The sequence below is a fragment of the Ruminiclostridium hungatei genome, assembly GCF_002051585.1.
GTDB classification, from domain to species: domain Bacteria; phylum Bacillota; class Clostridia; order Acetivibrionales; family DSM-1351; genus Ruminiclostridium; species Ruminiclostridium hungatei.
This window is the reverse complement of sequence record NZ_MZGX01000025.1, coordinates 1-23988: the sequence shown is the minus strand read 5'-3', so window position 1 is coordinate 23988 and position 23988 is coordinate 1. Positions and strand designations below refer to the sequence as shown.

Genomic DNA, 23988 nt, shown 5'->3' with positions numbered 1-23988 from the left:
TCCAATTCTTGTCCAAGAAAAATGTTTTGCAAAAATTTATTGTTAGTATAAAGATATACACATTAAACTATATATATCTTTTACTGTTTTGTCAATCGAATTGCCGCCATTTCTCCACCTGTCAGAGCTTTTGAAATGCCTGTTAATTCCTGTCAGCGAGCTGGCAAAAACCGCTCCACATACAGCATGTCTCCCCTGACATAAGCCAGCTCCGGAACCTGTCCTGCTCCTTTTTCATCAGGAGGTCTTGTTATGATATCTGCAATCCTCAACTGTGTGGGATTAAGTCCCAGTGCAGCAACTATTGCCTCTTTATTTCCATCACTGCCGGCATGCACAACCCCTCTGAGCAGCCCCATGACAACAACATTTCCTGTGGCTTCTATAACTGCCCCCGGGTTTACATCACCAAGGATAACAAGGTTCCCGTCAAAGGTTATAAGCTGCCCCGACCTCACTGTGCCACGGTAAAACTTGGTTTTTCCCTCTTCTATACCTTTGAAGAACATGTATTTTTTGATCTGATTATTTCTCTCCGCAGTGGCTGCGGTACTCTTCTGACTGTTAGTGCTGCTTGCTTCCGCCACTTCCTCCTCAAAGGACAATATAGTGGCACCGCTCTCTTTTTTCAACAGTTCCAGCAGTTCATCCCTTTCAGTCTGACTCAGAACCCGTCCTCTGTATCTCACCGCAAGCTTTGCACCACGAAAAAATTTGCCGGCGCTTTCTATCTTCATTCGCATGCTGTCAACAACTTCATCAAAACCGGTGTCAGGCTTTATTATAATAGTCAGGCCGTTAACCGTTCCCTTGAAAGTTACTGTTTGCTCAGTCATATTTTTTGTCTCCCATCTGTGTGAAAAAAGTTCCTCACACAAGTAAATATAGTAAAAATAAATATTTATTTAGTTAACTCAACAATATCCATTTTTGCAGTAAAGTCTTGAGTACCTGACCCGTTATTGTCGAAATACGCCTTTAAAATATCATAGGCTATAGGCGCCGTATACGAGCCCAGTATACCTCTTTCAACTACCACTGCTACAGCAATCTGCGGTTTGTCTGCGGGAGCATAGCATATAAACAGCGCGTTTGAGGAATGCTCCGATTCCCGTCCTGTCTCGGCAGTACCGGTCTTGCCGGCCACCTTTATAGGCAGAAGCCCCTTGAATGCATTTGCCGCAGTTCCGCCATCCTCGTTATTTGCAACAGCTATCATGCCTTCCTGTATGATCTTCATATTTTCCTTTTTAACGGGTAATATTTCATATTCCGGTTTTGTCTCAGTAACAATGGACCCGTCATATTTAACCACCCTTTTAATTATGTGGGGCTTAAAGTGCTTACCTCCGTTTGCAATGGTAGCGGCATAGTTGGCCAATTGTATGGGCGTAAAGCTGTTATAAAGCTGTCCGATTGAAGATTGTGCAGTATCAGCCTTTCCCCAGTTATATGGGTTGATTTTTGCCTTATATTCTTTTGAGGAAACAATACCTGCTTCTTCACCCAGCAGATCAATTCCTGTCTTCCTTCCCAGTCCGAACAGCTTAGCCCACTTTACAATATTATCAATACCAGTCTTAACGCCCAACTCATAAAAATACGGATTGGAGGACTTCTGAATGGCCTGAATCATGTTGACCCAGCCCAAACCGGTTTTATACACATTATATTCAATGGAGCTGAGCATCATATTATCGTAAATCTTATAACCAGCGTCAAATACCTTTGTGTAAGGATCCATCTTCTTCTCTTCCAAAGCGGCAATACCTACCAAAGGCTTAAAGGTGGAACCCGGGGTATACGTTCCTGCAATTGCCCTGTTATATTCCGATGAAGTCGTATTGTTGGGATTATTTAACTTGTCTATGGCTTTTTGCGCCTCCACATCTTCCGGACCGGCCAGGAATATGGAAGGGTCATAGCTTGGATAACTGGCAAGTGCAAGAACTTCCCCCGTGTTAACATCAAGCACTACAGCCGCTCCAGCATATGCATCCTTAAAATTCTTCGAATGCGGTTTCTGCCTGATTATTTGTATATTCTTTTCAAGGGATTCCATTGCAGCCTTCTGAAGTCTCATATCAATGGTCAGAACCACATCACTGCCTGGTTTTACAGCCTCTTCGCTGATGGTTTTTATTTTTCCGCTGTCATCAATCTGAATTCTCCTGTATCCGTTTGTTCCTCTCAGATAACCTTCTGCGGTGCGTTCAATGCCGGATTTTCCTATAATATCATCAATTTTATAGCCCTGGTCGGATCTTTTAGCCAATTCATCCTCACTGATGGTTCTGACATAGCCGATTACCTGAGCGGCATCCTGGGCATCCACATACTTTCTGCTGGGCACTATATCTACAATAGCTCCCGGAAACTCATCGGTTCTTTCCTCTACTTCAGCAACAGTGTCAGTGCCTATGTCTTCGGCAATAATGGGATTGAAGCCCAGCACTTCAAACCTCAGCGTCATAATCTTATAAATATCAGGCTCCTTGTATTTTTCCGTATCGATTTTAAAAACAGTGTCCCTGAAATATTCATAAAACTCCAGGGGAGCCGAGTCCTGATCCAGACCTGAAAATTTGTAGCCTGTGGCATTTTTCAGCACCTTTATCCTGTCCTTGCTGTTTTCAAGCAGAGTGCCGAATTTTACCGCATCCCCGCTTAGATATTTGGAAAAGGTATTGCTGTACTTCTCACCGTTCTTCTCAAATATTTTAATGAGCTTATACATCATGGCATTAAGCTCTTCGGAAGGCTTGCCCGTATCTACCAGCATGAGGCAGTAGCTTGTGGAATTCACAGCTATGGGCACTCCGTACCGGTCAAGTACATTGCCCCTTTCGGCAAGGATGGTACGGGATCTCAGATTTAACACCTGGGATTGTGTGTAATAATTCTCGCCCTGCACAAGCTGTAAATTTGCCAATTGATATACAATTACTGAAAAAACCAAAATCAGTATAATACTGACGATTGTATGCCTGTCTTTAAAAAAATTCTTCATTCTTCAACCACCACTCATTAATGTCCCACTTCTATAAAATATCCTTCTTAATATCTGTTTTTAGCGTCCATGCCCACAAGTTTCCTGTTGATTCTTATAAGTATGAAAAATATGACTGCACCGAGTACGCTGTTTACCGCGGCTTCAGTTAAAATTGTGGTCCGCAGGGTGTCTATGTAGTTGATTCTCAGGCCCAAACCGTATGACAGCATAATAACAGCCGATTCAAATATTATTGTAGATATGAAGGTACAGGTGACCATTACAAAAATATTTTCCTTAAAAAACCGCCTGTTTATATTGCCCAGCAAAATACCCAGCAGCATTCCAAGCAAGGCTTGATAGCCAAGTGCAATACCCACTACGGAATCCATGCAGATACCTGCAAAGAAACCTACTATTCCGCCGTGGTTCCTGCCTTCCAGAAGTGCCACACTTACTATCAGGATTATTATCAGGTTAGGCTTGACGCCAAATACATCCGTAAAATTAAGAAACGTAACCTGAACAGTGACAAATATGAATATCAATATGGTATAAATGATTATTCTGCCTCTCATTTATCAGTGATCTCCATTTCTGAAGATGTGTCCGGCATATCCCTTTTCAAAATCACTACCTGGCTCAGCCGTCTTAAATCCACAGAGGGCTGTATGATAGCATATCTGTCCAGATCACTTTCACCTGTTCTGACTTCCTTTACCGTTCCTATGATAATACCCTTGGGATAAATCCCACCCAGGCCTGAGGTTTCAATTATATCTCCCTGGGCAAGATCCAAATCGTTGGGGATGTATACCAGCTTGCAAAGGCCTTCCTTCCCCAGCTTCAGATCACCCTTTACCACCACCAGATCCCTGCTTTTTGAAACAATGGCGCTTACGGCACTGCCATCTTCTATAATACTGATTATCTTTGAGGAGAAAGGCTGAGAAGAGGACACCTTTCCCACCAGCCCCTTGCTGGTAATTACCGGCATATTATAGGAAACCCCGTTTGCTGAACCCTTATCTACAAGGAAGATGTTGAACAGGTTTCCCGAATCCTTGGCAATTACATTTGCCCCCAGCATTTCCACCTCTTCAAGCTGTTCTCCCAGCTTGAGAACATTCTTAAGATCTTCATTTTCGGTTTTAAGCCTCTGGTATTCGGTTCTCTCATTGGTCAATTTATCAATTGTCTCTTTTAAAGTCTTATTCTCGGCCCTCAGGACTTCAACATCGCTGAAAAGACCCACCCCGGCTTTTATCTCCTGACCTGCATAGGTAAATACCTTTTCAACAGAAGTAAATGGGACGGAAATCAGGTTCCCCAGCCAGTTGACACTGCTTAAGGGATTCATGGTAAGACCGATGGTCACTATGAGCAATAAGGTTATTATCAATATTATTAACGCCCTGCTTTTAAAATACTTCAAGGAATATTCCCCTCTCTACCCCCTATACTTTCACAAGATTACCTCAACCTTTTTGGTGAAAGCAATACCTTTTTAAGGGTTTCTATCTCGTCCAGCACCTTGCCTGTGCCCAATACCACACAATCCAGAGGCCTCTCTGCTATGGAAACGGGCATTCCGGTTTCCTGCATTATCAATTTATCCAGACCATCCAAAAGCGCGCCGCCGCCTGTGAGCATAATACCTCTGTCCATTATGTCGGCTGCCAGCTCGGGAGGTGTCTTCTCAAGGGTATATTTTATGGAATCTATTATGGAATTAACAGGCTCTTTCAAAGCTTCATTTATTTCCGAAGAGGTTATTTCTATATTCTTAGGGAGACCTGTTATCAAATCTCTTCCTCGTATATTCATTTTTACTTCCTTGGTCTTTGGAAAAGCTCCTCCAATGGTCACTTTGATTTCTTCTGCAGATCTTTCGCCTATCATCAGGCTGTATTCCTTTTTTATATAATGGACTATGGCCTCGTCAAGTTCATCTCCGGCAACTCTCAAGGACTTGCTGGTAACTATTCCTCCCAGTGAAATAACAGCAACCTCGCTGGTTCCACCTCCAATGTCCACAACCATGCTTCCTGAAGGCTCTTCAACCGGCAATTCCGCACCTATAGCCGCCGCCATGGGCTCTTCAATCAAATAGGCCTCCTTTGCTCCCGCCTGGAGTGTCGCATCTTCAACAGCCCTCTTTTCCACCTCGGTTACACCTGAGGGTACGCATATGACAACTCTGGGCTTATTGAAAACACCATTTGACATGGCCTTTCTTATAAAATACTTAATCATGCTCTGCGTTATGTCAAAATCGGCAATAACGCCGTCCTTCATAGGTCTTATAGCCACAATGTTTCCAGGCGTACGGCCGATCATTTCCTTCGCCGCCTCACCAACTGCCAGAACCTCGTTATTTTTAATGTTAACAGCAACAACCGAAGGCTCTCTTACAACTATTCCCTTTCCCTTTACGTGCACCAATGTATTTGCTGTTCCCAAATCTATTCCGATATCTTTTGCAAACAAACTCATTTTTAAGCTCCTATCCGCGTGCCCTTCACGCTGTTTTGTAAATAATATATGACAAATTATAAAAAATCTCTTTCTTTAAAGCTGATGAATCTTCCGTCCCCGACTATTATATGGTCCAATACCTTTATCCCCAGTATATTGCCCGCCTCCACAAGTCTCTGTGTGGTTTGCAGATCCTCGGGGCTGGGGGCCGGGTCACCGCTGGGATGGTTATGAACAAAAATCACACTGTTGCTTCCGCACTTGACTGCCTCACTGAAAACCTCTCTGGGATGAACAATGGATGAATTAAGACTTCCTATGGAGATATCAACGATTTTGATTACCTGGTTTTTGGTGTCCAACAGTATTGTCTTAAATACTTCCTTCCTCAGGTATCTCATTTCTTCCATAAGGAGATTATTTGCATCATTAGCATTTCTTATTGTATGACGGATTGCGCCATCACTTGTTGCAACTCTTTTGGAAAGCTCCAGGGCAGCTTTTATCTGAATAGCCTTTACCCTGCCTATTCCCTTTATCTTCTTAAGCTGCTGGATGGATAGGTTATTTAAAGACGATATCCGTCCGTCATGAGACAGCCTCAATACTTGCTGGGCTAATTCCACAGCAGTGTATGACTTTGTTCCGGTCTTAATTATAACTGCCAGCAGCTCGGCATTGGATAAATGCTCCGCACCGGCAGCCTCAAGCCTTTCATAAGGTCTGTCCCCCACGGGAAGTTCTTTTATTTTCAGTCTTTCCATACTACACTCCATCTTCCAGCCTGTTTGTCACTGTGAATACTTTTACCTGGCAAGAGCACTTAAATCAATATCGTAACCCAATTGCCCAAGCATGCGGGATAACCTGTAAATCGGCAGCCCCATTACATTAAAATAGTCTCCTTCAATCTTTTCCACCAGCAGAGAGCCAAACCCCTGTATACCATACGCGCCGGCTTTATCGAAGGGCTCCTTTGTAGAAATATAAGCCTTGAGAAATTCCTGGGATTTATTTGCTATTTTAACCCGTGTTACTTCAAATTCTGAAATGGTTTTCATATCGTCAGTTCTGCAAAGACAAACTCCCGTGACAACTTCATGCCATTGGCCATTGAGGCTGTTAAGCATCTCAAGAGCTTCCTTCTCATCCTTGGGCTTTCCGAGAAGCCTGTCTTCCTTTACTACGATAGTATCAGCTCCGATCACAATACTGTTGTACCTTGTCTGAGTAGCAATATCAATGCATTTCTGTTTTGCCAGAGCCGTGGCGACCTGATGGGACTCAAGACTCCAATCCATTACTTCTTCAACCTTGGAAGGCGACACCTCAAATACAAGTCCCATTTGTGTCAGTAACTGCTGCCTTCGCGGAGACGCTGAGGCCAATATAAATTTTACCATGCTTTCACCATTCATTTGTTTTTGTCTTATTTACTCCAGGCGACAAACGCACCATATTTATTATATATTTTTATAGATGATTTTTCAAATAAAAAGCTGGTTTCCCCATCAAAATATATTATTTGTAAATTAAATTATTTTATTTAGCAATATATATAATTGCTTCCACAATAGATACAGAATATGGACATTCTCTTAAAAATTACATTTTCTATTATGAATAATATTAATAAATATCACTTCTCAATTCAAGTTTTTAGAAGTATAATATAGTAAAACTATATATAAATCCGCTGATTATAGTATGGTTCAAATGCATTGAAGGGAGTTGGTGATTATATGAGAATTGAAAAAATTAATGAGAATGTATTGCGGGTCACTATAACCTTGAATGATCTTGAAGAAAGAAATATTGATTTAGGCTCTTTGAATTATAATTCGCCTGCTGCTCAGGAACTTTTCTGGGACATGATGGAGAAGGCGGAAGAGGAATATGGCTTTGCTTCGGGTGAATCCCAACTCATATTTGAAGCATCTCCCGAAAACGAAGACGGCTTTGTTGTCACAATCACCAAGGTGGATATAGATGGGGAATTTGAGTCTATTCAGAAATATATAAAGAGCAAATACAAAAACTCGGAGTTAAAGCAAAAGAAAAGAAGGAGCAAGGTTTGTTCGGCAATAAAGATATACTGCTTTGACAGTATTGATGATGTATGCAGACTGGCCCGACGTATAACGCCGGTTTATCAGGGAGAAAGCACACTGTTCAGATACCGGGACAGCTACTACCTCCTGTTAAGCGGCAGTACAGCAAATTCCCAGGCTCTTGATGTGATAATGTGCGAGTACTCGGTATTAGTTGGAAATCCTGGATTTTTTGAAGGTTATCTGAATGAATACGGTGATAAGATAATACAGGACAATGCCATAGAGACTTTAAATACTTATTTCTAGATAACTGCAAACATAATATAATAAGCCTATAACCAGCATTCAGGGCTTTCTCAAATGAGAAAGCCCTGAATTTTATTTATCTGTTATTCATAACCAGCTCAATTACCTTACCGTTGGTCTTCGCAATATCAAAAACCACGTCGTCAATAACTGTATTTTCTTCAATCAATGTATTTCCTTCATTATCAAATATGGTTTTGGTGGCAACCTTACCGTTAAGGTATTCACGGTGCTTCAGCTCCATCATATCCGAAACGGCGCCGGGCTGTATTTCATCTTCGGCAGGGGTACTGTTAATAATGTCGCTTAAAGTTGGAACTTCAGAATTTTTTTTTTCCGATTCTCCAGTTTCCTCTGAAGAAGCCAGGTCCGCAGCTCTGTCCAAAAGCCTGGATTCCACATCCTCCTTAACGACCACCAGATTTTTTCCAAATGTTATGATACTGTCTCTTGGTATAATCCTGATATTCTTTTGAGTAATATCTGCAATGTACTCAAGGCCTATAATGTTGCAATTGTCTTCCTCGTCAATATATATATCTCCGATTTCGCCAAGCAGACGGCCTTTCTTGGTTAGTACCTTTGTTCCCTTAACCTGGATGTTTTTCTGAAGAAGATCAATAGCAGCCGGGATTTTACTGATGTCATTTATGGCATCCTCATTCTCGATCGTCAACGCGTATTCACCAATTCCCAGTACATATTCAGTAGGTATAACCTTGGCACTCAGTATTTGAATACCGCTATCAACTACTACATAATCAATAGCACCCTTTTCAGCATTGATTATAACCGTTTTAACCTTGCCGACTTCAATACCGTCAGATATGCTGATTATAGGTAAGCCTACTATTTCCTTCGTCTTTTTCATTAAAAAGTACCCCCTCAAATTCCCAAAAATCTTTCTTGCAAAGTATTTATTTCAGGTTTTTTATAATTTCCTCTTTTATTTCAGGTTGAATGATGGTTCCATATTTTTCAACCATTCCTTCAAGTATGTTCCGTGCCAATTCCATTCGTCCCAACTGCTTATAGAGCGTACATACATCCAGCACTATCCAGAATATCATCTCCCTGTCAGGCTTCTGTTCAAGAGCCTTAAGGTAATATTCCACTGCGGTGTCCTTTCTGCCCTTGTCCTTGCTTTCAAAAGCTTTCATTACAAGAGACCCGGCAGAAGTCTCTGTTTCCCCGGCAAGCTCGTCGTGGGATACGAACTGTACTGCATTGTAATCATCAGCATCGGCAGCTTCTGCATTTTCAACCTCAATGGCTGCATATGCTTCCACATCAACAGCAGCCTCATTCTGAGGCAGCTCCACATCCTCGCTTTCCCGCAGGCCGATTTCCCCAATCAGGTCTTCGGAGTCCTCCAGGTCTTCCCAGGTATTGTCATCCATCATCTCGACAGGCTCTGAGGGCTCTTCAGGAACGCCCATGCTGTCCTCAACCTGTGCAGTCTCATTTTCCTGACGTATCTCCTCCTCAAGGTCTGAGTTATCTTCTTGGAGGTACATCTCATTTTCAGCTTGGGCTGCAATGACCTGATCCATATCAACTTTGTCATCAGCTTCCCGGTCATAAGGAGCTTCAACCTCTTCAAATACGGGAACAGCCTGCTCAGCTTCAATCTGAACAGCCGCTGCCACATACCCGGCAGTTTCCATTTCTTCAGAAATACCTGTCAAATCAGAAGAAGGTTGCGGACTAATACCATTTTCACTTTTTTCTATTCCCATTTTATCAATTATTTGAACAGTGTCAACTGGTTTTTTCAACTTATTTTTAAGAATATATGTATTTCTTACAGTATTTATCAATGGTGTAAGGCCTTTTGAGGCAAAGACGCGAAGTCTTGCGGGAATTCCAGTAATAAAATGTCTTGTGGCGGCAAAGAATTTTTCAATATATATGCCGCAGTCAATGGAGGAAAATTTCTTAGGTATGGCAATTGATATGATGAGACTTAAGACACATATAAAAATCAGAAATACGAACAAAACTATAAACAGTGCCAGAACAAGTGCCAGTTTCCTGTTTATACTGATACTTTCACTTAATAGTCTCAATAGCAATTTAAAAGCGGGACTGAAGGAGAAACCCAAAACTATGGAACCAGTAGTTATGGAAATCAGGATGCCAAGATTCAATTCTTTTGCCTTGTAGAGTAAATAGAAGGCAATCAATGAAGTTAATAAAATAGTGATGATAACCGAAATCCCATAGTAGGACATAAAACCCTCCAGTATTCTGATTTTTATCTTTTGTTTGGCAAAAAGCCTTTTTTGGACTAATAGTTTATATTCGATATAAATCAACAAAATTCCTGCTATTTTAAATTGGAAATGCCAGGTTATTTAAATTTTATTTTATTTAAAAGGGCTCACCAAAAGTGTCTTCTGACAAAGCACCTTTGATGAGCCGGTAAATCTAAAAATCCATATGAATAACTATGCTTTTACCAATGCATTTTTCAGGACGGTTTTCATGTCCGAGGCACAGATAAACTTTAAGGAAGCTCTTACATTCTCGGGTATTTCATCAATATCCTTCTTATTGTCAACAGGCAGTATTATTGTTTCAATTCCGGCCCTGTGAGCGGCCAGGACTTTCTCCTTCAGCCCTCCGATAGGCAGGACTCTTCCTCTCAAGGTTATTTCACCCGTCATGGCAACTTTCCTGCTGACCGGGATACCCGACAGTGCGGAAACCATGGCGGTTGCCAGGGTAATTCCCGCAGACGGCCCATCTTTCGGTATGGCACCTTCGGGAACATGTATGTGTATATCCTTTTTTTCATAAAAGCTCTCATCTATTTTCAAATCCTTGCACTCAGACCTGATGTAACTCATGGCGGCCCTTGCGGACTCCTTCATTACATCCCCCAGATGCCCGGTGAGCTCAAGCTTTCCGTTTCCATTCATAAGGTTGACCTCTATGGATAAGGTATCCCCGCCCACAGGAGTCCATGCAAGACCTGTAGCAATTCCCACCTGGTCCTTTTCATTTGCAAAATCAAAGCGGTACTTTTTAATGCCCAGGTACTTTTCAAGATTGCTCTTTGTAACAGTAACCACACGTTTATTTTCAGATACTATGGTCTTTGCAACCTTTCTGCAGACAGACCCTATTTCTCTTTCCAGATTTCTCACACCGGCTTCCCTGGTATAAAAATTGATGATATCTCTTATAGTTTCCTCATCAATTTTCAGGTTTTTCCGGGTAAGGCCGTTGAGTTCTATCTGCTTTGGAAGAAGGTATTTCATGGCAATGTTTGCCTTATCCTCTTCGGTATAGCTGGAGAGAGGGATAACCTCCATCCTGTCAAGCAGCGGACGCGGAATGGTCTCAAGGCTGTTGGCTGTGGTCAGGAACAATGCATTTGAGAGGTTGAAGGGCAGCTCAAGGTAATGATCCCTGAAAGCAAAATTCTGCTCCGCATCCAGCACCTCAAGCATTGCAGAAGCCGGGTCCCCTCTGAAATCGCTGCTCATTTTATCTATTTCATCAAGGAGTATCAAAGGATTATTGGAACCCGCCTGTTTAAGCGCGGAAATTATTCTTCCCGGCATGGAGCCAACATAGGTACGCCTGTGGCCTCGTATTTCCGATTCATCCTTTACTCCTCCAAGGGATATCCTTACATAATTTCTGTTGAGGGCCTTGGCAATGGATTTTGCAATTGAAGTCTTTCCCACACCCGGAGGTCCCACAAGACAAAGGATAGGTCCCCGGAGATTGTTTTTAAGCTTATGCACCGCAAGGTATTCAATTATACGCTCCTTGACCTTTGCAAGCCCATAGTGATCCTGTTCAAGAATCTCTTCAGCCTTTGCCAGATCAATATCCTCCTGTGTGGATTTATTCCAGGGAAGATCAAATATCCAGTCCACATACGTCCTTATGACACTGCCTTCGGCAGATCCTGACGGCATCTTGAGCAACCTGTCCAATTCCTTGAGAACCTTCTTTTCGGCTTCTTCCGGCAAGCCTGCCTTTTCCAGCCTGGCCTTGTACTCCTCAACCTCTCCGCTTACACCGTCCCGGTCTCCAAGCTCGTTTTGAATAGCCTTTATCTGTTCCCTAAGGTAATATTCCTTCTGAACCTTGTCAATCTGCTTTCTTACCTTGGTATTTATATCCTTTTCAATTTCCAGTATTTCCGTTTCCTGATATATGATTTTCAATAGTCTTTCAATTCTTCTCAGGGGATGGAACTCGGACAGAATCTCCTGCTTTTGTTCAACCTTCAGAGGAATATTGTTTGCGATAATGTCGGATACCTGACTGATGTTTTCTATTTCGGAAACAGTCAGGGCTGTGTCGGGAGAAACCTTCCCACTCAGCTTGACATAGTCCTCAAACACCGAAACCAGGCGTCTTTTAAGCGCTTCAACCTCATTTGGCTCAAAGCTCTCCTCTTCCATATGCCCTTCAACTACCTCCGCAATGAAAAAAGGTTCCCTTTGTATGATATTTTTTACTTCTGCCCTGCTTATACCCTCTACAAGTACTCTGATGGTATCTCCCTGAAGCTTGAGCAACTGCTTGACCTTGGATATTGTTCCGATGTTGAATATATCTCCCTCACCCGGTGAGTCAGTTGATGCATCCTTCTGTGCAACGAGAAAAATCATTTGATCATTAATCATTGCCTCTTCCAGTGCCTTAATTGATTTTTCTCTTCCTACATCAAAATACAGGGTCATAAAAGGAAATACTGTCAAACCCCTTAAAGGCAACAGCGGTAATGTTTTAGCCATATCTATCCTCTCATTTACCAAAATTATTTATCATCTGGTATTTTATTTTAGTGACTTTATAATAATATACCATTTTTTTACTTTTTTCCACCATTAATCACATCTCAATACAAGTCCTCTTTCGGCGTCAACAGTTACAACAGAACCGGTCTTCAATATCCTGGTAGCGTTGTCGGCGCCCACGATTACAGGAATATCAAGAGCCAGCCCTACTGTTGCCGCATGACACGCCTGGCCTGCCTCTTCTACAATAATTGCAGACGCTCTCTTAATAACAGGTAGCATTTCATTATTTGTAAAAGGCGCAACCAATATGTTTCCGTCGGTGAATTTATCCAGGGCCTCCTTTGGGGACTGCGCCACGCACAGTTCTCCTGTTACGGCTACTTCACCTATTCCCGTGCCCTGTACCAATACTTTTCCCACAATATGAACTTTCAATGTATTTGTAGTTCCGCTGATTCCGGCAGGCACTCCCGCGGTGATTACAGCAAGTTCTCCATTTTTCACAAGTCCGGATTCCAGCGCCTTTTCAATACCCATGTCGAACATTTCGTCCGTAGTATTTGCAACCGGAACCAGGTAAGGCAGCACCCCCCAGGAAAGATTGAGCTGTCTCATTACTTTTGGATTTACGGTTGTGGCAATGATAGGGCATGCCGGACGGAATCTTGAAATCATCCTGGCGGTATGACCTGACTGTGTGACGGTTATTATGGCGGAAGCCTTCAAATCAAGGGCTGTGGTACAAGTCGCATGACTGATGGCGTTTGTAACGCTGGTATTGATTTCAGTCTGCTGGGAAGTAAAGCGCTTCCAGTAATCCATGGCACTTTCGGCTTTTTCAGCAATTTTTGACATAACCGCAATAGTCTCCAGAGGGTATTTACCTGCCGCAGTTTCCCCTGAAAGCATTACGCCGCTGGTTCCGTCATATATGGCGTTTGCAACGTCACTTGCCTCGGCTCTTGTAGGTCTGGGGTTCCTTATCATGGAATCCAGCATTTGCGTAGCCGTTATGACAGGCTTTCCGTTCCTGTAGCATTTTTCAATAATGTTCTTCTGAACAATAGGTACTTCCTCAACGGGTATTTCAACTCCAAGGTCGCCTCTTGCCACCATTATGCCGTCCGATACCTTTAATATTTCATCAAAATTCCTAATACCTTCCCTGTTCTCAATTTTTGCAATAACAAGAATATCGCTTCCGCCGTTCTTTTCCAGCACTTTTCTTATTTCTATCACGTCGGTGGCTTTTCTCACAAAGGATGCGGCAATTATATCAAAATCATTTTCAATACCAAATTTAATATCCGATATATCCTGGGCAGTCAATGCAGGAAGTCTTATGTCGGCACCCGGAACATTAATCCCCTTATGATCTCCCACCGAGCCTCCGTTTTTTACCACACAATAGATGTCCTTGTTTCTTACCTCTCTTACCTCAAGTTCCACCAGACCGTCGTTAATCAGTATCCTGCTGCCATTGGAAACATCCCTGTACAATTCCTTATAGGTTATGGAACAACGGGTTTCATCGCCTATAATATCTTTATTTACAAGAATGAATTCATTGTTTTCCTTCAGAGTAACCTGTCCGTCCTTAAAATCTCCGGTTCTTATTTCAGGACCTTTGGTGTCAAGCAGCAAAGGTATCGGCAAACCCAATTCACTTCTTATTTTCTTAAACAAATCAGCCCTTTTTCTATGCTGTTCGTGATTACCGTGTGAAAAATTCATTCTGGCTACATTCATACCGCTCAGCATCATATTTCTTAACGTCTCTTCGTTATCCGACGCAGGTCCCAGGGTACATATAATTTTCGTTCTTCTCATAAATCAAGCCCTCCAAAAGCAATATTAGTAGTAGTGTGTTGTAATCTATAATTTGAAATCTCCCATATGCGCCATTGCTAATATTTTGAAGATTAAATTGCGAAGCAGTAAAGTTTTATTTGAAAACATCTAATATGATATTTTATTTTTAACAGATTGTCTACTACATATATTCTGAATTTCCTTCTTTTAATCTTGTTATACCCTGTATTTTAATATTTAATCTGTTATTTTGTCTTTTTTGTTTCTTTTAATCTCAGGTGATGGTAAAATTATATCTCTCCAATTTTATCCGGTTTTATGTCAACATTTGGATGTGGTCAGAGGAAATGGGGCAGTATTATAATCGCCTGGTATGTTTAAAATATTATCATTGAATTCAGAGGTTGTGCAGTTTTTGTTGTAAGTTTGCAACCCAATCCGTTGAAGCCTTTAAAACAAAATACCTTAAAGGCAAGGTTTCAACGTAATTGACTTTATGAAACACATTGGCAAATCCTTACTGAATCTATGGAGGTTAATATGAAGGATCGAAAAAACTCGTCTGAAAGGGAACGGTTCTCCACCGGTCTGGCAGTATTTTTTGCTACTCTGAGCTCTACGGTGGGCCTGGGCAACATTTGGAAATTTCCGTACCTGACCGGCAAATACGGAGGCGGTGCTTTCCTTATCATTTATTTTTTATGTGTTGTATTTGTTGCCTTGCCGGTAATGATAAGTGAAATGTTCATCGGAAGAAAAACCAGAAAAAACGCCATTGGAGCAATCAAAGCACTCACCGGCAGAAGGTTCTGGAAAATTATCGGGTACATGGGCATCCTATCGGCCTTTTTCATACTGTTCTTTTACAGTGCTGTGGCAGGCTGGGTTTACTCTTATATCTTCAAGGCAATTGCAGGACAGTTTGGCGGTGCATCCATGGAGAGAATGGGGGATATTTTCGGCAAGACCGTTACAGGGCCCCTTCCGCCTATTATATGGCAGATTGTGGCAATCGTCGTGGTTTCCACCATTTTGCTCTTCGGAGTCAAGAAAGGTATTGAAAGAATTACAAAGCTGCTGATGCCGGTCTTGCTTATACTGATAATAATTTGTGATATCAGGGCGTTGTCGCTGCCCGGAGCCATGGATGGCATAAGGTTCCTGTTCAAGGTGGACTTTTCCATGGTTACAAAAGAAATAGTGCTTATGGCGCTGGGGCTTTCATTTTTCAAGCTTTCGCTTGGCATGGGAACCATCATAACTTACGGAAGCTATTTTACACAGGACAACAATATGTTTGCAACCTCCGGAAAGGTAGCTCTGTCGGATACGATTGTGTCCCTGCTGGCAGGCCTGGCTATTTTTCCTGCGGTATTTTCCTTTGGTCTGAAACCTGAACAAGGTCCCGGGTTATTATTTATGACAATCCCTCTGGTTTTTTCAAAAATACCCCTGGGCGGATTGCTGGTGGTGCTTTTCTTCATTCTCACCGCTATTGCAGCCACCACCGCAATGATGTCTATTTTTGAGGTAGTCATCACCTTTATATCCGAAGAGAAGAAGATTCCCAGAAGGAAGGCCGTAATCATAACTGCGGTTGTGGTAATGCTTTTCGGCTTTCCAGCCGCACTCTCCGCAAATAATGTAAGCCTGCTGAGCAATGTAAAGCTATTCGGGAATACTTTCTTTAATTTCTTTGACAGCGTTTCCTCCAATATCCTGCTGCCTCTGGGCGGCCTGCTGATTGTATTGTTTGTAGGCTACTTCCAGCACAGGCAGGTGGTAAGGGATGAGCTTTCGAACTATGGTGCCTTGAATAACCGGGGTCTGATTAAAATCTATTTGTTCCTGCTGAGGTACATTACTCCACTTTTGCTGGTAATCGTATTCCTGAGCATGGTTGGAATAATATGAGTGGTGAGCTGTTTATTGAATATAAGCCGGCATATGGTCCGGCCTTATATTCAGCAGAATTTTCATTTTTCAAAGATGCCCTTCGGCCTGATTTACCTTTCTTCCAGATGAACAAAGGGCTGAGGCATTGTAATGCTCTTGTAGGCGGGCCGGATAATCTTCTGCATACAAACAACCTCTTCAATTCTATGGGCACACCAGCCCACTATTCTTGCAACCGCAAACAGCGGTGTAAACAGTTCTGTGGGAATTCCCAGCGCATTATATACAAACCCGGAATAAAGATCCACATTTGCACAAATATTTTTTGAAGTGCCTTTTTTACGGGAGAATACCTCCGGTCCGATTCTTTCAACTGCATCATACAAGAGAAATTCCTTTTCTCTTCCCTTTTCAATTGCAAGATTATGGGCCTTTTCCTTCAAAAGTATGGTTCTCGGATCAGACAGGGTATACACCGCATGGCCCAGACCATATATAAGTCCGGCCCTATCAAACACTTCCCGGTTCATCATTCTGGTCAGATATGCCTTTACCTCTTCATCGTCACCCCAGTCAGACACATTTTCCTTGATATCTTCAAGCATCTGCATGGCCTTTATATTTGCGCCGCCATGCTTGGGCCCCTTCAGGGAACCTACCGCCGCGGCAATCGCCGAGTATGTATCGGTTTCCGTAGAGGAAACAACCCTGGCTGCAAAGGTTGAATTGTTTCCGCCGCCATGTTCCGCATGGAGCACCAGTGCCAGGTCCAGAATCTCAGCTTCTGTCCTTGTATATTTATTATCCGGTCTTATCATGTGCAGTATGTTTTCCGCTGTTGACAAATCCGGTCTTGGCATGTGAATGTAAAGACTCTGTCCTCCGTAATAGTGGGACTTTGCCTGAAAACCGTAAGCGGCCATGGTCGGAAAGCGGGCAATCAATTCTATGCTCTGCCTCAGCAGATTCTTTGCTTCAATGCTGTCGGGATCATTGTCATAGGAATATGATACCAGCACGCTTCTGGCCAGCTTGTTCATTATGTCCGAGCTGGGCGCCTTGAGAATCATATCTTCGGTGAAACCGTTAGGAAGGGTTCTCATATCCCCCAGAAGTGATGTAAACTCATCAATCTGCGCCTTATTTGGCAGTTTTCCGAATAAAAGCAAATAGCAGACTTCTTCAAAACCGAATCTCTGCTCCTGCTGGAAGCCCCTCACCAGGTCAACCACATCTATACCCCTGTATATAAGCCTGCCTTCGTCTTCCTTTCTTTCTCCCTCATAAAGAACATAGCCGTGAACCTCGCCTATTTCGGTAAGCCCCACCAGAACCCCCGAGCCGTCACTGTTTCTAAGGCCCTTTTTTACGTTATACTTGCTGAAATATTCCGGATTGATTTTGTTGACATCGTCAACAGCGCCTACCATTTTTTCCACATAAGCATTCAGTCTTTTTTCCATAACACCCTCCAAACATTTCGCGTGAAATATGCCTATCCAAGTCTTTCATATCTCACTGGAAAACTACCCCAATTGTATAATATTTCTATAGGTATTGCAAGTTCTATTTGTTAAAAAATCATCATTCTTTCCTGCCCTTTCCCGCCTGCAATTATTTCCCTTCACCGTAAGCACTACACCCTCAGATGGAGGCACAAAGTCAAACTGCCGGCAAACAGGCCCCTTTTGAAGCCTGTTTGCCGGCAGTATTCACAATTGATATCTTTTTATAAGCGCCGGAGCTTTTTTACTCCTTACCGCAGCATTTCTTGTATTTCTTTCCGCTTCCACAAGGGCAGGGGTCATTTCTTCCCACCTTGTTGCTTACAGCCATTCTGGATATTCTGAACTCCTTGGCTATTTCTTTTCTTCTTTCTTCAGGAAGTATGTTGTCCCACTCGGTCAAATTGTAAAGCCAGTCGGCTTTGGCATCCAGCATATTGAAATAGAGCTTTTCATAGTCTATTTCGATATCTATGATGCTGGTCTCTTCAAGGGTGTCCAGGTCTGTCTCTTCAACCAGACTGGTGTTTATACCATCCAGAAAGCCGATGAAAGTGACAGAATCCATATTAAAGGAGCCTGCAACTTCCGATAACTGACCTTTTATGTTTTTCAGATTATTTGCCAATATATAAGCATAGTTGTCTTTTTCCTTTAAAAAATAATCCTTCCAAAAGGCTTCATTTTCTTGTGGAGTTCTTTCCTTGTCTGCAATCTCTCTCCACCTGTCATTCAATGTCATAACAATTACTCCTTTTCATTAAAATCAAAGTATTGCCCGCAGCATTCCACATACATCAGATGTTATGAAGAGACACCTGCGGCTGTTTAATCCTTTGGTATTATATCATAGGTACAAGTGAGCCGCAAGTGCGTTAAAATGCGGCCTGCCTGTGCCATTTGACAGCGCCCGACTTTTATGTTAACCCTTTCTCCGCATTTTGCATATATTAAAATAGAGTAACAATTTTTATTATTTTTCAGTTATGGTGGTGTTAGTATGACAACTGAAAGCTTTTATTATACCGATGATTACAGTGATTATGATGATTACACGGATGAAAGACAGCTCCCGGGCAAATCACATATCAGGGTTTTTCATGCAGCTCCCGGCGCTCCTGAAGTGGATATCTATGCAAACGGCAGGATTATAGCCCGCAGGCTTGCATTTGGACAGTTTACGGACTATATTACCGTAGATGCGGGCACTTATGCCATAGAGGCCTTTCCAGTGGGCCTGCATGCCTCCCCCATATTGCGGGTGAATATCCCGCTGGGAGCCGAAAAGGTGTATACCCTCTCAGTAATCGGCCTTTTACCGAGAATAGGGATATTGCCTGTGGAGGATGTTTATGAACCGGTGAGTCAGGGAAGAACCAACATAAGATTTATAAATCTGTCTCCCAACGCCCCCGGCTTAAGCCTGTCCCTGCGCGGAGGGATGGAACTCTTTTCAGACATAAGCTATACCGAAGTCAGCAATTACAGGCCCCTGCTGCCGGGCAGGTACAACCTCATAGTCACGCCCACAGGAACTCCCGGTATAGTGGCAAACCTTCCAAATGTGCGGCTGTTGCCCAGAAGGAATATAAGCTTCTATGCCGTCGGGATGTTCGGGCAGGTGCCTTCTTCTCTGGAGGTGTATATTCCTCTTGACGGAACAACTTATCTTCGGGATTTTTAGCGGGTGTATAAAGCCGTGAAAGCAACCTTTATCGTACAAAAAAAGAACATTCTGAAAATGTTCTTTTTTTATATGTCCATAAAGCTCCTGCTCCAGGTTGTAAAAAACCTGTCTGCTTAAAATTCACAGCTTCCTGTGGTTCTGGGAAAGGGTATTACATCCCTGATATTTGACATGCCTGTCAAATACATTATGGCCCTTTCAAAGCCCAGTCCAAAACCTGCATGCTTGGTGCCCCCATACTTCCTGAGCTCCAGATACCACCAGTAATCGTCTTTTTTAAGCCCCATGGCCTCCATCTTGCTTTCCAGAACCTCAAGACGTTCTTCCCTCTGGCTTCCGCCGATAATCTCACCCACTCCGGGAACCAGCAGATCCATGGCGGCAACTGTTTTATTGTCATCATTTATTCTCATATAAAAAGCTTTAATTTCCTTGGGATAGTCGGTAACAAAAACCGGCTTTTTGAAAACCTGCTCGGTCAAATATCTCTCATGCTCGGTCTGCAGATCACTTCCCCACTCCACAGGGTACTCGAAGTTCTCCCTGTTCTTGCCGAGCAGCTCGATAGCCTGGGTATAGGTTATGTGGGCAAAATCAGAGTTCACAACATTGTTCAGACGCTCCAGCAAGGTTTTGTCCACAAAACTGTTGAAAAATTCCATTTCTTCAGGAGCATTTTCCATGACATAGTTAATGATATATTTGAGCATATCCTCTGCCAGCATCATGTCATCCTTCAGGTCCGAAAAGGCAATTTCGGGCTCTATCATCCAGAACTCGGCGGCATGGCGGGCGGTATTTGAATTTTCAGCTCTGAAGGTGGGGCCGAAGGTATATATGTTCTTAAAGGCCAGTGCATACGCCTCCCCTGTAAGCTGCCCGCTCACCGTCAGGCTGGTTTCCTTTTGGAAAAAGTCCTGAGTGTAGTCGATTTTACCGTTTTCATGCCTTGGAGGATTATTTATGTCAAAGGTGGTAACTTTGAACATCTGTCCTGCGCCCTCGGCATCACTGCCGGTAATCAGAGGAGTGTGCACATAGACAAAGCCTCTCTCCTGAAAAAATTTGTGTATGGCAAACGCAGCCAGCGACCTCACCCTGAAAACTGCTGAAAAGGTATTGGTTCTTGGCCTCAAATGCGATATGGTTCTTAAAAACTCAAACGAGTGCCTCTTTTTTTGAAGCTGGTAGTCAGCAGGGCACGTGTTTTCTATAGCTATACGAGACGCCTTCAATTCGAAGGGCTGTTTTGCATTGGGAGTTTCCAGCAATTCGCCTTCCACCTCAATGGCAGAACCTACTGTCAGTTTTGCAACCTCCTTGAAATTTTCAAGCCTGCCTTCCTCAAAAACCACCTGAAGATTTCTGAAAAACGTACCATCATTTAGCTCTATAAAGCCAAAGGTTTTTGAATCACGTACAGTTTTGACCCAGCCGGGAACGGTTATGGTTTTTCCCACATAAGCCTGTGGCGATCTGAAAAGCTTCCTTATTTCTGAATAGCTCATGTTTAACTCCTTCATAACGACTTGTGAGTATTTCTTATAGTTTATAATATGCCAAAAATAATAAAAATTAAAGTATTCCCGTGATTTTTTGTTAAATATTTGTTCAATAAATATTATTTATCATAACAGCTCCATGTTATTTTCATAACATGCTTTTATCATGGCTTCACTCCAGACAGAGGCCTGGACTTCTCCGATATGTGCCTTTCCAAGAAAGAACATGCATATTCTTGACTGACCGATTCCTCCCCCTATGGTATATGGGAGTTCCCTGTCTATAAGCTGCTTGTGGAAGGGCAGGCTTATACGGTCTTCACAGCCGGCCTTCTTCAACTGGGACAGCAGTGAAGCCTCGTCAACCCTTATACCCATTGAGGAAACTTCAAAAGCAATGTCAAGTACAGGGTAATAAAAAACAATGTCTCCGTTCAGCGCCCAGTCATCATAGTCCGGTGCCCTTCCGTCATGTTTTGTTCCCGACTTCAGCGTATCTCCGATTTTCATTATGAATACGGCCTTCTTCTCCTTTGCCAGGAGCCTCTCCCTTTCCTTTGGAGTATGCCGGGGATACATATCTTCAAGCTCCTGGGTGGATACAAAAAATATCTCTTCCGGCAAATACCTTTTCAGTTCTGGATACAGTTCTGCCATATAATCTTCCGTTCTCTTAAACACCGAAAAAATCTGCCTTACCGTACTTTTAAGAGTCTCTTCGGTACGCTGGCTCTTATGTATGATCTTTTCCCAATCCCACTGGTCTACATACACGGAATGCATATTGTCAAGCTCTTCATCTCTTCTTATTGCATTCATATCCGTATACAGGCCCTCACCTGCCGCAAAACCGTAGCGCTTTAACGCCATTCTCTTCCACTTGGCCAGAGAGTGGACAACCTCCACAGTGTCACCGCCAATACCTTTTACATCAAAGGCCACCGGTCTCTCCACACCGTTCAGATTATCATTGAGTCCCGATTCAGGCTTCACAAATAATGGTGCCGAAACTCTTGTAAGCTTCAATTCCTTTGAAAGTTCACTTTCAAAATGGTCCTTCAACCGCTTGATGGCAATTTCTGTATTTCTAATGTCAAGGCCCGATTTATAGCCATCAGGCATAATATTACCGCTCATATATTCCCTCCTTAATTCGTATCTTCTTTTTTAACAGGCAAAAATAATTGCAAGAAGTTAAATTATTGAAATCATTTTATCATATATTTCCTTATAAATAAAACATTATAATAAAATTACTGCCGGGTATATGCAAAAGACAAAAAAAGGGGCTGTCGCAATAGCAATGTCAATAAGTTAAGCTAACCAATTGGTTTGAAAATCAAAATGAAAAGTAGTCAATAATAGTTTTTCTATTTTTGACTGCTTTTTTGCATGCAAATAAGAGCAATCAAAGCCTGTGCTTCATTCGGATGGCGCCCTGGTTGAATAATGGCATCCAAGTAAATACGATTTTCTAAATCATACAAAGCATTTAAATGCAGTTGATTATAACCCTTTTCATTTTTTTCTACAGAATTATGCCTACGATAAGTCATAATATCTTTTGGATTATAGTTAATGGCCAAATCTGAACCATCGCACGCACGCAAGCAGTCGATAACCATGATAATTGCGAAGTGCTTTAAAAGATTCTGTAAACGGATGAAACGAAAAATCCATCGCTTCTGGCAAAATCTTTGCTCTTTCTAATTCTTAACTTATTGACATTGGTCGCAATAGGTATTGAAAATAGTTGTTCGCAGCTCCTTTTTCATTGGATAAATAGGTTCTTACTATAGTTTTTATAGGGGTAAAATCATTGATTTTATGAAAAAGGCGCACTTTAATAAGCCATTTAATACCACTGCATTTTTAATCACTTTCTTTTTTGGATTTTGGGATTTATGCTGTTTCTTTTAATGGATATAGGTGCGTTTTAATTCTATCTGCCTGGATTTTGTTGTGAAGCTTGTTTATGTTATGTGCCATTGCCAAAAGAATACTTTCTGCCAAGACATTTTGCTTTCCCTTGCATAAAAATCTACGAAATCCCACATTCTGCTTCAGCTCTCCAAATGAGCCTTCAACCTGAATACTACGGTTCATTCTGAGGGTTCACAGCCTTCGCTGCTTACTCTGCTTACTCCGAAGAACATTTATAACTCTGTTAAGGATGCTCCTAAATATCCTGAAAGCTTTACCGCCAGACAAAATGGTACAAAGAATTATAATGTTGATAACTGGGAACTATTATCAACATTAAGAGAAATTGAACCAGGAGAATGGAAGACTTCCGCTAAATTGTCAAGTAATTTAGAAAGACCAGAAATTCCGACAAAAAAGTGGATTGATTAGCAATATAATAGCTTTAAAGATAAACTGGATTGCAGGTTGATAAATAAAATTTCCGGTACCGAAAAAATGGAAAATGACAAGAGATAAACCCGAACAGATATAAGCAGGAGGTGAGATTGTGGCGACCATAGCGTTATATGCCAATAAAATCAACCAGATGCCCGGGTTAATCAAAGACGTTAAAAAATCTGTAACCGATTATAAATCTGAATTATCCGCGCTTAAGACAAAATCCTTAACAATCAATAAAAGCATATGTAATTTGGATGATATCATCAGTTCCATACAAACGTCTTCGCAAACGCAGGAACAGAAAATCACTTCCCTTGACACATTTAACAATAACAGCGAAGAGTTCATATCAGACGTTGTTCGCATTGATAGTGATGCGGCTGAAATTATAAAAAAGCGTAAAGATGATTTTTACGATAAATACAATTATTTAAAGCCGGAATGTGAAAAGAGTTGGTTAGAAAAGCGCTGGAATGATTTAAAGTCAGTTGGTGAGTGGTGTAAGGATAATTGGAAAGCAATCGGTAAAATTCTTATTGCTGTTGTCATTATCGCAGCGTTGGGAATTGCGACAGTGTTGACAGGCGGCATTTTAGGGGTTATACTGGCTGGTGCATTCT

19 protein-coding genes and 2 pseudogenes are annotated in these 23988 nt (G+C 42.1%); 4 read left to right on the top strand and 17 right to left on the bottom strand.

What is annotated here, in order from left to right:
* Window positions 1-152 precede the first annotated feature (152 nt).
* The 7 genes from minC to CLHUN_RS16760 all read right to left on the bottom strand — a co-directional run bounded on the left by minC (window position 153) and on the right by CLHUN_RS16760 (window position 6873).
* Window positions 153-836: a septum site-determining protein MinC gene (gene minC / locus CLHUN_RS16790; RefSeq protein WP_080065791.1), complete on the bottom strand. Its 684-nt coding sequence runs from the start codon at window positions 834-836 to the stop codon at window positions 153-155.
* Between the two features lie 65 nt (window positions 837-901).
* Entirely contained in the window at window positions 902-3010 is a 2109-nt protein-coding gene (mrdA, locus tag CLHUN_RS16785; RefSeq protein ID WP_080065790.1) for a penicillin-binding protein 2, read from the bottom strand.
* Between the two features lie 47 nt (window positions 3011-3057).
* Window positions 3058-3570 (bottom strand): rod shape-determining protein MreD, encoded by a 513-nt coding sequence (gene mreD, locus CLHUN_RS16780; RefSeq protein WP_080065789.1) that lies wholly within the window; start codon window positions 3568-3570, stop codon window positions 3058-3060.
* Window positions 3567-4427: a rod shape-determining protein MreC gene (gene mreC, locus CLHUN_RS16775; RefSeq protein ID WP_080065788.1), complete on the bottom strand. Its 861-nt coding sequence runs from the start codon at window positions 4425-4427 to the stop codon at window positions 3567-3569. Before mreC ends, mreD begins: the two co-directional genes overlap by 4 nt.
* 38 nt (window positions 4428-4465) lie before the next feature.
* On the bottom strand, window positions 4466-5488 hold the full coding sequence (locus tag CLHUN_RS16770; protein ID WP_080065787.1) for a rod shape-determining protein: 1023 nt from the start codon (window positions 5486-5488) through the stop codon (window positions 4466-4468).
* A gap of 56 nt (window positions 5489-5544) precedes the next feature.
* A complete protein-coding gene (gene radC, locus CLHUN_RS16765) occupies window positions 5545-6234 on the bottom strand; it encodes a RadC family protein (RefSeq protein ID WP_080065786.1) in 690 nt (229 codons plus the stop codon).
* Between the two features lie 42 nt (window positions 6235-6276).
* On the bottom strand, window positions 6277-6873 hold the full coding sequence (locus CLHUN_RS16760) for a Maf family protein (RefSeq protein WP_080065850.1): 597 nt from the start codon (window positions 6871-6873) through the stop codon (window positions 6277-6279).
* A gap of 339 nt (window positions 6874-7212) precedes the next feature.
* Between CLHUN_RS16760 and CLHUN_RS16755 the strand changes: the two genes are divergently transcribed.
* A complete protein-coding gene (locus tag CLHUN_RS16755) occupies window positions 7213-7830 on the top strand; it encodes an adaptor protein MecA (protein ID WP_080065785.1) in 618 nt (205 codons plus the stop codon).
* A 76-nt stretch (window positions 7831-7906) separates the two neighbouring features.
* Here CLHUN_RS16755 and CLHUN_RS16750 read toward each other — a convergent pair whose 3' ends face one another.
* The 4 genes from CLHUN_RS16750 to pyk form a co-directional block, all read right to left on the bottom strand.
* Window positions 7907-8701, bottom strand: coding sequence for a PRC-barrel domain-containing protein (locus tag CLHUN_RS16750; protein ID WP_080065784.1), 795 nt, complete (start codon window positions 8699-8701; stop codon window positions 7907-7909).
* A 46-nt stretch (window positions 8702-8747) separates the two neighbouring features.
* Window positions 8748-10148 carry an AI-2E family transporter gene (locus tag CLHUN_RS16745; protein WP_080065783.1) on the bottom strand — a complete coding sequence of 467 codons (1401 nt, stop codon included), beginning with the start codon at window positions 10146-10148 and terminating at the stop codon, window positions 8748-8750.
* A gap of 132 nt (window positions 10149-10280) precedes the next feature.
* A complete protein-coding gene (gene lon / locus CLHUN_RS16740; protein ID WP_080065782.1) occupies window positions 10281-12593 on the bottom strand; it encodes an endopeptidase La in 2313 nt (770 codons plus the stop codon).
* A gap of 93 nt (window positions 12594-12686) precedes the next feature.
* Window positions 12687-14429 carry a pyruvate kinase gene (gene pyk / locus CLHUN_RS16735; RefSeq protein ID WP_080065781.1) on the bottom strand — a complete coding sequence of 581 codons (1743 nt, stop codon included), beginning with the start codon at window positions 14427-14429 and terminating at the stop codon, window positions 12687-12689.
* A gap of 522 nt (window positions 14430-14951) precedes the next feature.
* Between pyk and CLHUN_RS16730 the strand changes: the two genes are divergently transcribed.
* A complete protein-coding gene (locus CLHUN_RS16730) occupies window positions 14952-16325 on the top strand; it encodes a sodium-dependent transporter (RefSeq protein WP_080065780.1) in 1374 nt (457 codons plus the stop codon).
* A 92-nt stretch (window positions 16326-16417) separates the two neighbouring features.
* On the opposite strand, the gene CLHUN_RS16725 is transcribed toward CLHUN_RS16730, so the two are convergent.
* Together CLHUN_RS16725 and CLHUN_RS16720 are read right to left on the bottom strand one after the other, a co-directional pair.
* Window positions 16418-17770 (bottom strand): citrate/2-methylcitrate synthase, encoded by a 1353-nt coding sequence (locus CLHUN_RS16725; protein WP_080065779.1) that lies wholly within the window; start codon window positions 17768-17770, stop codon window positions 16418-16420.
* A gap of 286 nt (window positions 17771-18056) precedes the next feature.
* Window positions 18057-18554 carry an SEC-C metal-binding domain-containing protein gene (locus CLHUN_RS16720; protein ID WP_080065778.1) on the bottom strand — a complete coding sequence of 166 codons (498 nt, stop codon included), beginning with the start codon at window positions 18552-18554 and terminating at the stop codon, window positions 18057-18059.
* Between the two features lie 258 nt (window positions 18555-18812).
* On the opposite strand from CLHUN_RS16720, the gene CLHUN_RS16715 reads away from it, so the two are divergent.
* Window positions 18813-19496 (top strand): DUF4397 domain-containing protein, encoded by a 684-nt coding sequence (locus tag CLHUN_RS16715; RefSeq protein WP_080065777.1) that lies wholly within the window; start codon window positions 18813-18815, stop codon window positions 19494-19496.
* A 116-nt stretch (window positions 19497-19612) separates the two neighbouring features.
* On the opposite strand, the gene asnS is transcribed toward CLHUN_RS16715, so the two are convergent.
* The 4 genes and pseudogenes from asnS to CLHUN_RS16695 all read right to left on the bottom strand — a co-directional run.
* Entirely contained in the window at window positions 19613-21007 is a 1395-nt protein-coding gene (gene asnS, locus CLHUN_RS16710; RefSeq protein ID WP_080065776.1) for an asparagine--tRNA ligase, read from the bottom strand.
* Between the two features lie 120 nt (window positions 21008-21127).
* On the bottom strand, window positions 21128-22138 hold the full coding sequence (asnA, locus tag CLHUN_RS16705) for an aspartate--ammonia ligase (RefSeq protein WP_080065775.1): 1011 nt from the start codon (window positions 22136-22138) through the stop codon (window positions 21128-21130).
* 233 nt (window positions 22139-22371) lie between these two features.
* On the bottom strand, window positions 22372-22587 hold the full coding sequence (locus tag CLHUN_RS16700; protein ID WP_080065774.1) for a hypothetical protein: 216 nt from the start codon (window positions 22585-22587) through the stop codon (window positions 22372-22374).
* Between the two features lie 316 nt (window positions 22588-22903).
* A pseudogene (locus CLHUN_RS16695) lies at window positions 22904-23113 on the bottom strand (transposase); the annotation flags it as partial.
* Window positions 23114-23474: 361 nt separating this feature from the next.
* Here CLHUN_RS16695 and CLHUN_RS16690 point away from each other — a divergent pair.
* Window positions 23475-23988: pseudogene (locus tag CLHUN_RS16690) on the top strand (hypothetical protein); the annotation flags it as partial.

Coding starts and splice junctions, on each gene's coding strand:
- pyk (WP_080065781.1), bottom strand. CDS start 14,429: ATGAGAAGAACGAAAATTATATGTACCCTGGGACCTGCGTCGGATAAC.
- CLHUN_RS16770 (WP_080065787.1), bottom strand. CDS start 5,488: ATGAGTTTGTTTGCAAAAGATATCGGAATAGATTTGGGAACAGCAAAT.
- CLHUN_RS16730 (WP_080065780.1), top strand. CDS start 14,952: ATGAAGGATCGAAAAAACTCGTCTGAAAGGGAACGGTTCTCCACCGGT.
- mreD (WP_080065789.1), bottom strand. CDS start 3,570: ATGAGAGGCAGAATAATCATTTATACCATATTGATATTCATATTTGTC.
- asnS (WP_080065776.1), bottom strand. CDS start 21,007: ATGAGCTATTCAGAAATAAGGAAGCTTTTCAGATCGCCACAGGCTTAT.
- minC (WP_080065791.1), bottom strand. CDS start 836: ATGACTGAGCAAACAGTAACTTTCAAGGGAACGGTTAACGGCCTGACT.
- CLHUN_RS16720 (WP_080065778.1), bottom strand. CDS start 18,554: ATGACATTGAATGACAGGTGGAGAGAGATTGCAGACAAGGAAAGAACT.
- CLHUN_RS16760 (WP_080065850.1), bottom strand. CDS start 6,873: ATGGTAAAATTTATATTGGCCTCAGCGTCTCCGCGAAGGCAGCAGTTA.
- CLHUN_RS16715 (WP_080065777.1), top strand. CDS start 18,813: ATGACAACTGAAAGCTTTTATTATACCGATGATTACAGTGATTATGAT.
- CLHUN_RS16750 (WP_080065784.1), bottom strand. CDS start 8,701: ATGAAAAAGACGAAGGAAATAGTAGGCTTACCTATAATCAGCATATCT.
- lon (WP_080065782.1), bottom strand. CDS start 12,593: ATGGCTAAAACATTACCGCTGTTGCCTTTAAGGGGTTTGACAGTATTT.
- CLHUN_RS16725 (WP_080065779.1), bottom strand. CDS start 17,770: ATGGAAAAAAGACTGAATGCTTATGTGGAAAAAATGGTAGGCGCTGTT.
- radC (WP_080065786.1), bottom strand. CDS start 6,234: ATGGAAAGACTGAAAATAAAAGAACTTCCCGTGGGGGACAGACCTTAT.
- asnA (WP_080065775.1), bottom strand. CDS start 22,138: ATGAGCGGTAATATTATGCCTGATGGCTATAAATCGGGCCTTGACATT.
- mrdA (WP_080065790.1), bottom strand. CDS start 3,010: ATGAAGAATTTTTTTAAAGACAGGCATACAATCGTCAGTATTATACTG.
- CLHUN_RS16755 (WP_080065785.1), top strand. CDS start 7,213: ATGAGAATTGAAAAAATTAATGAGAATGTATTGCGGGTCACTATAACC.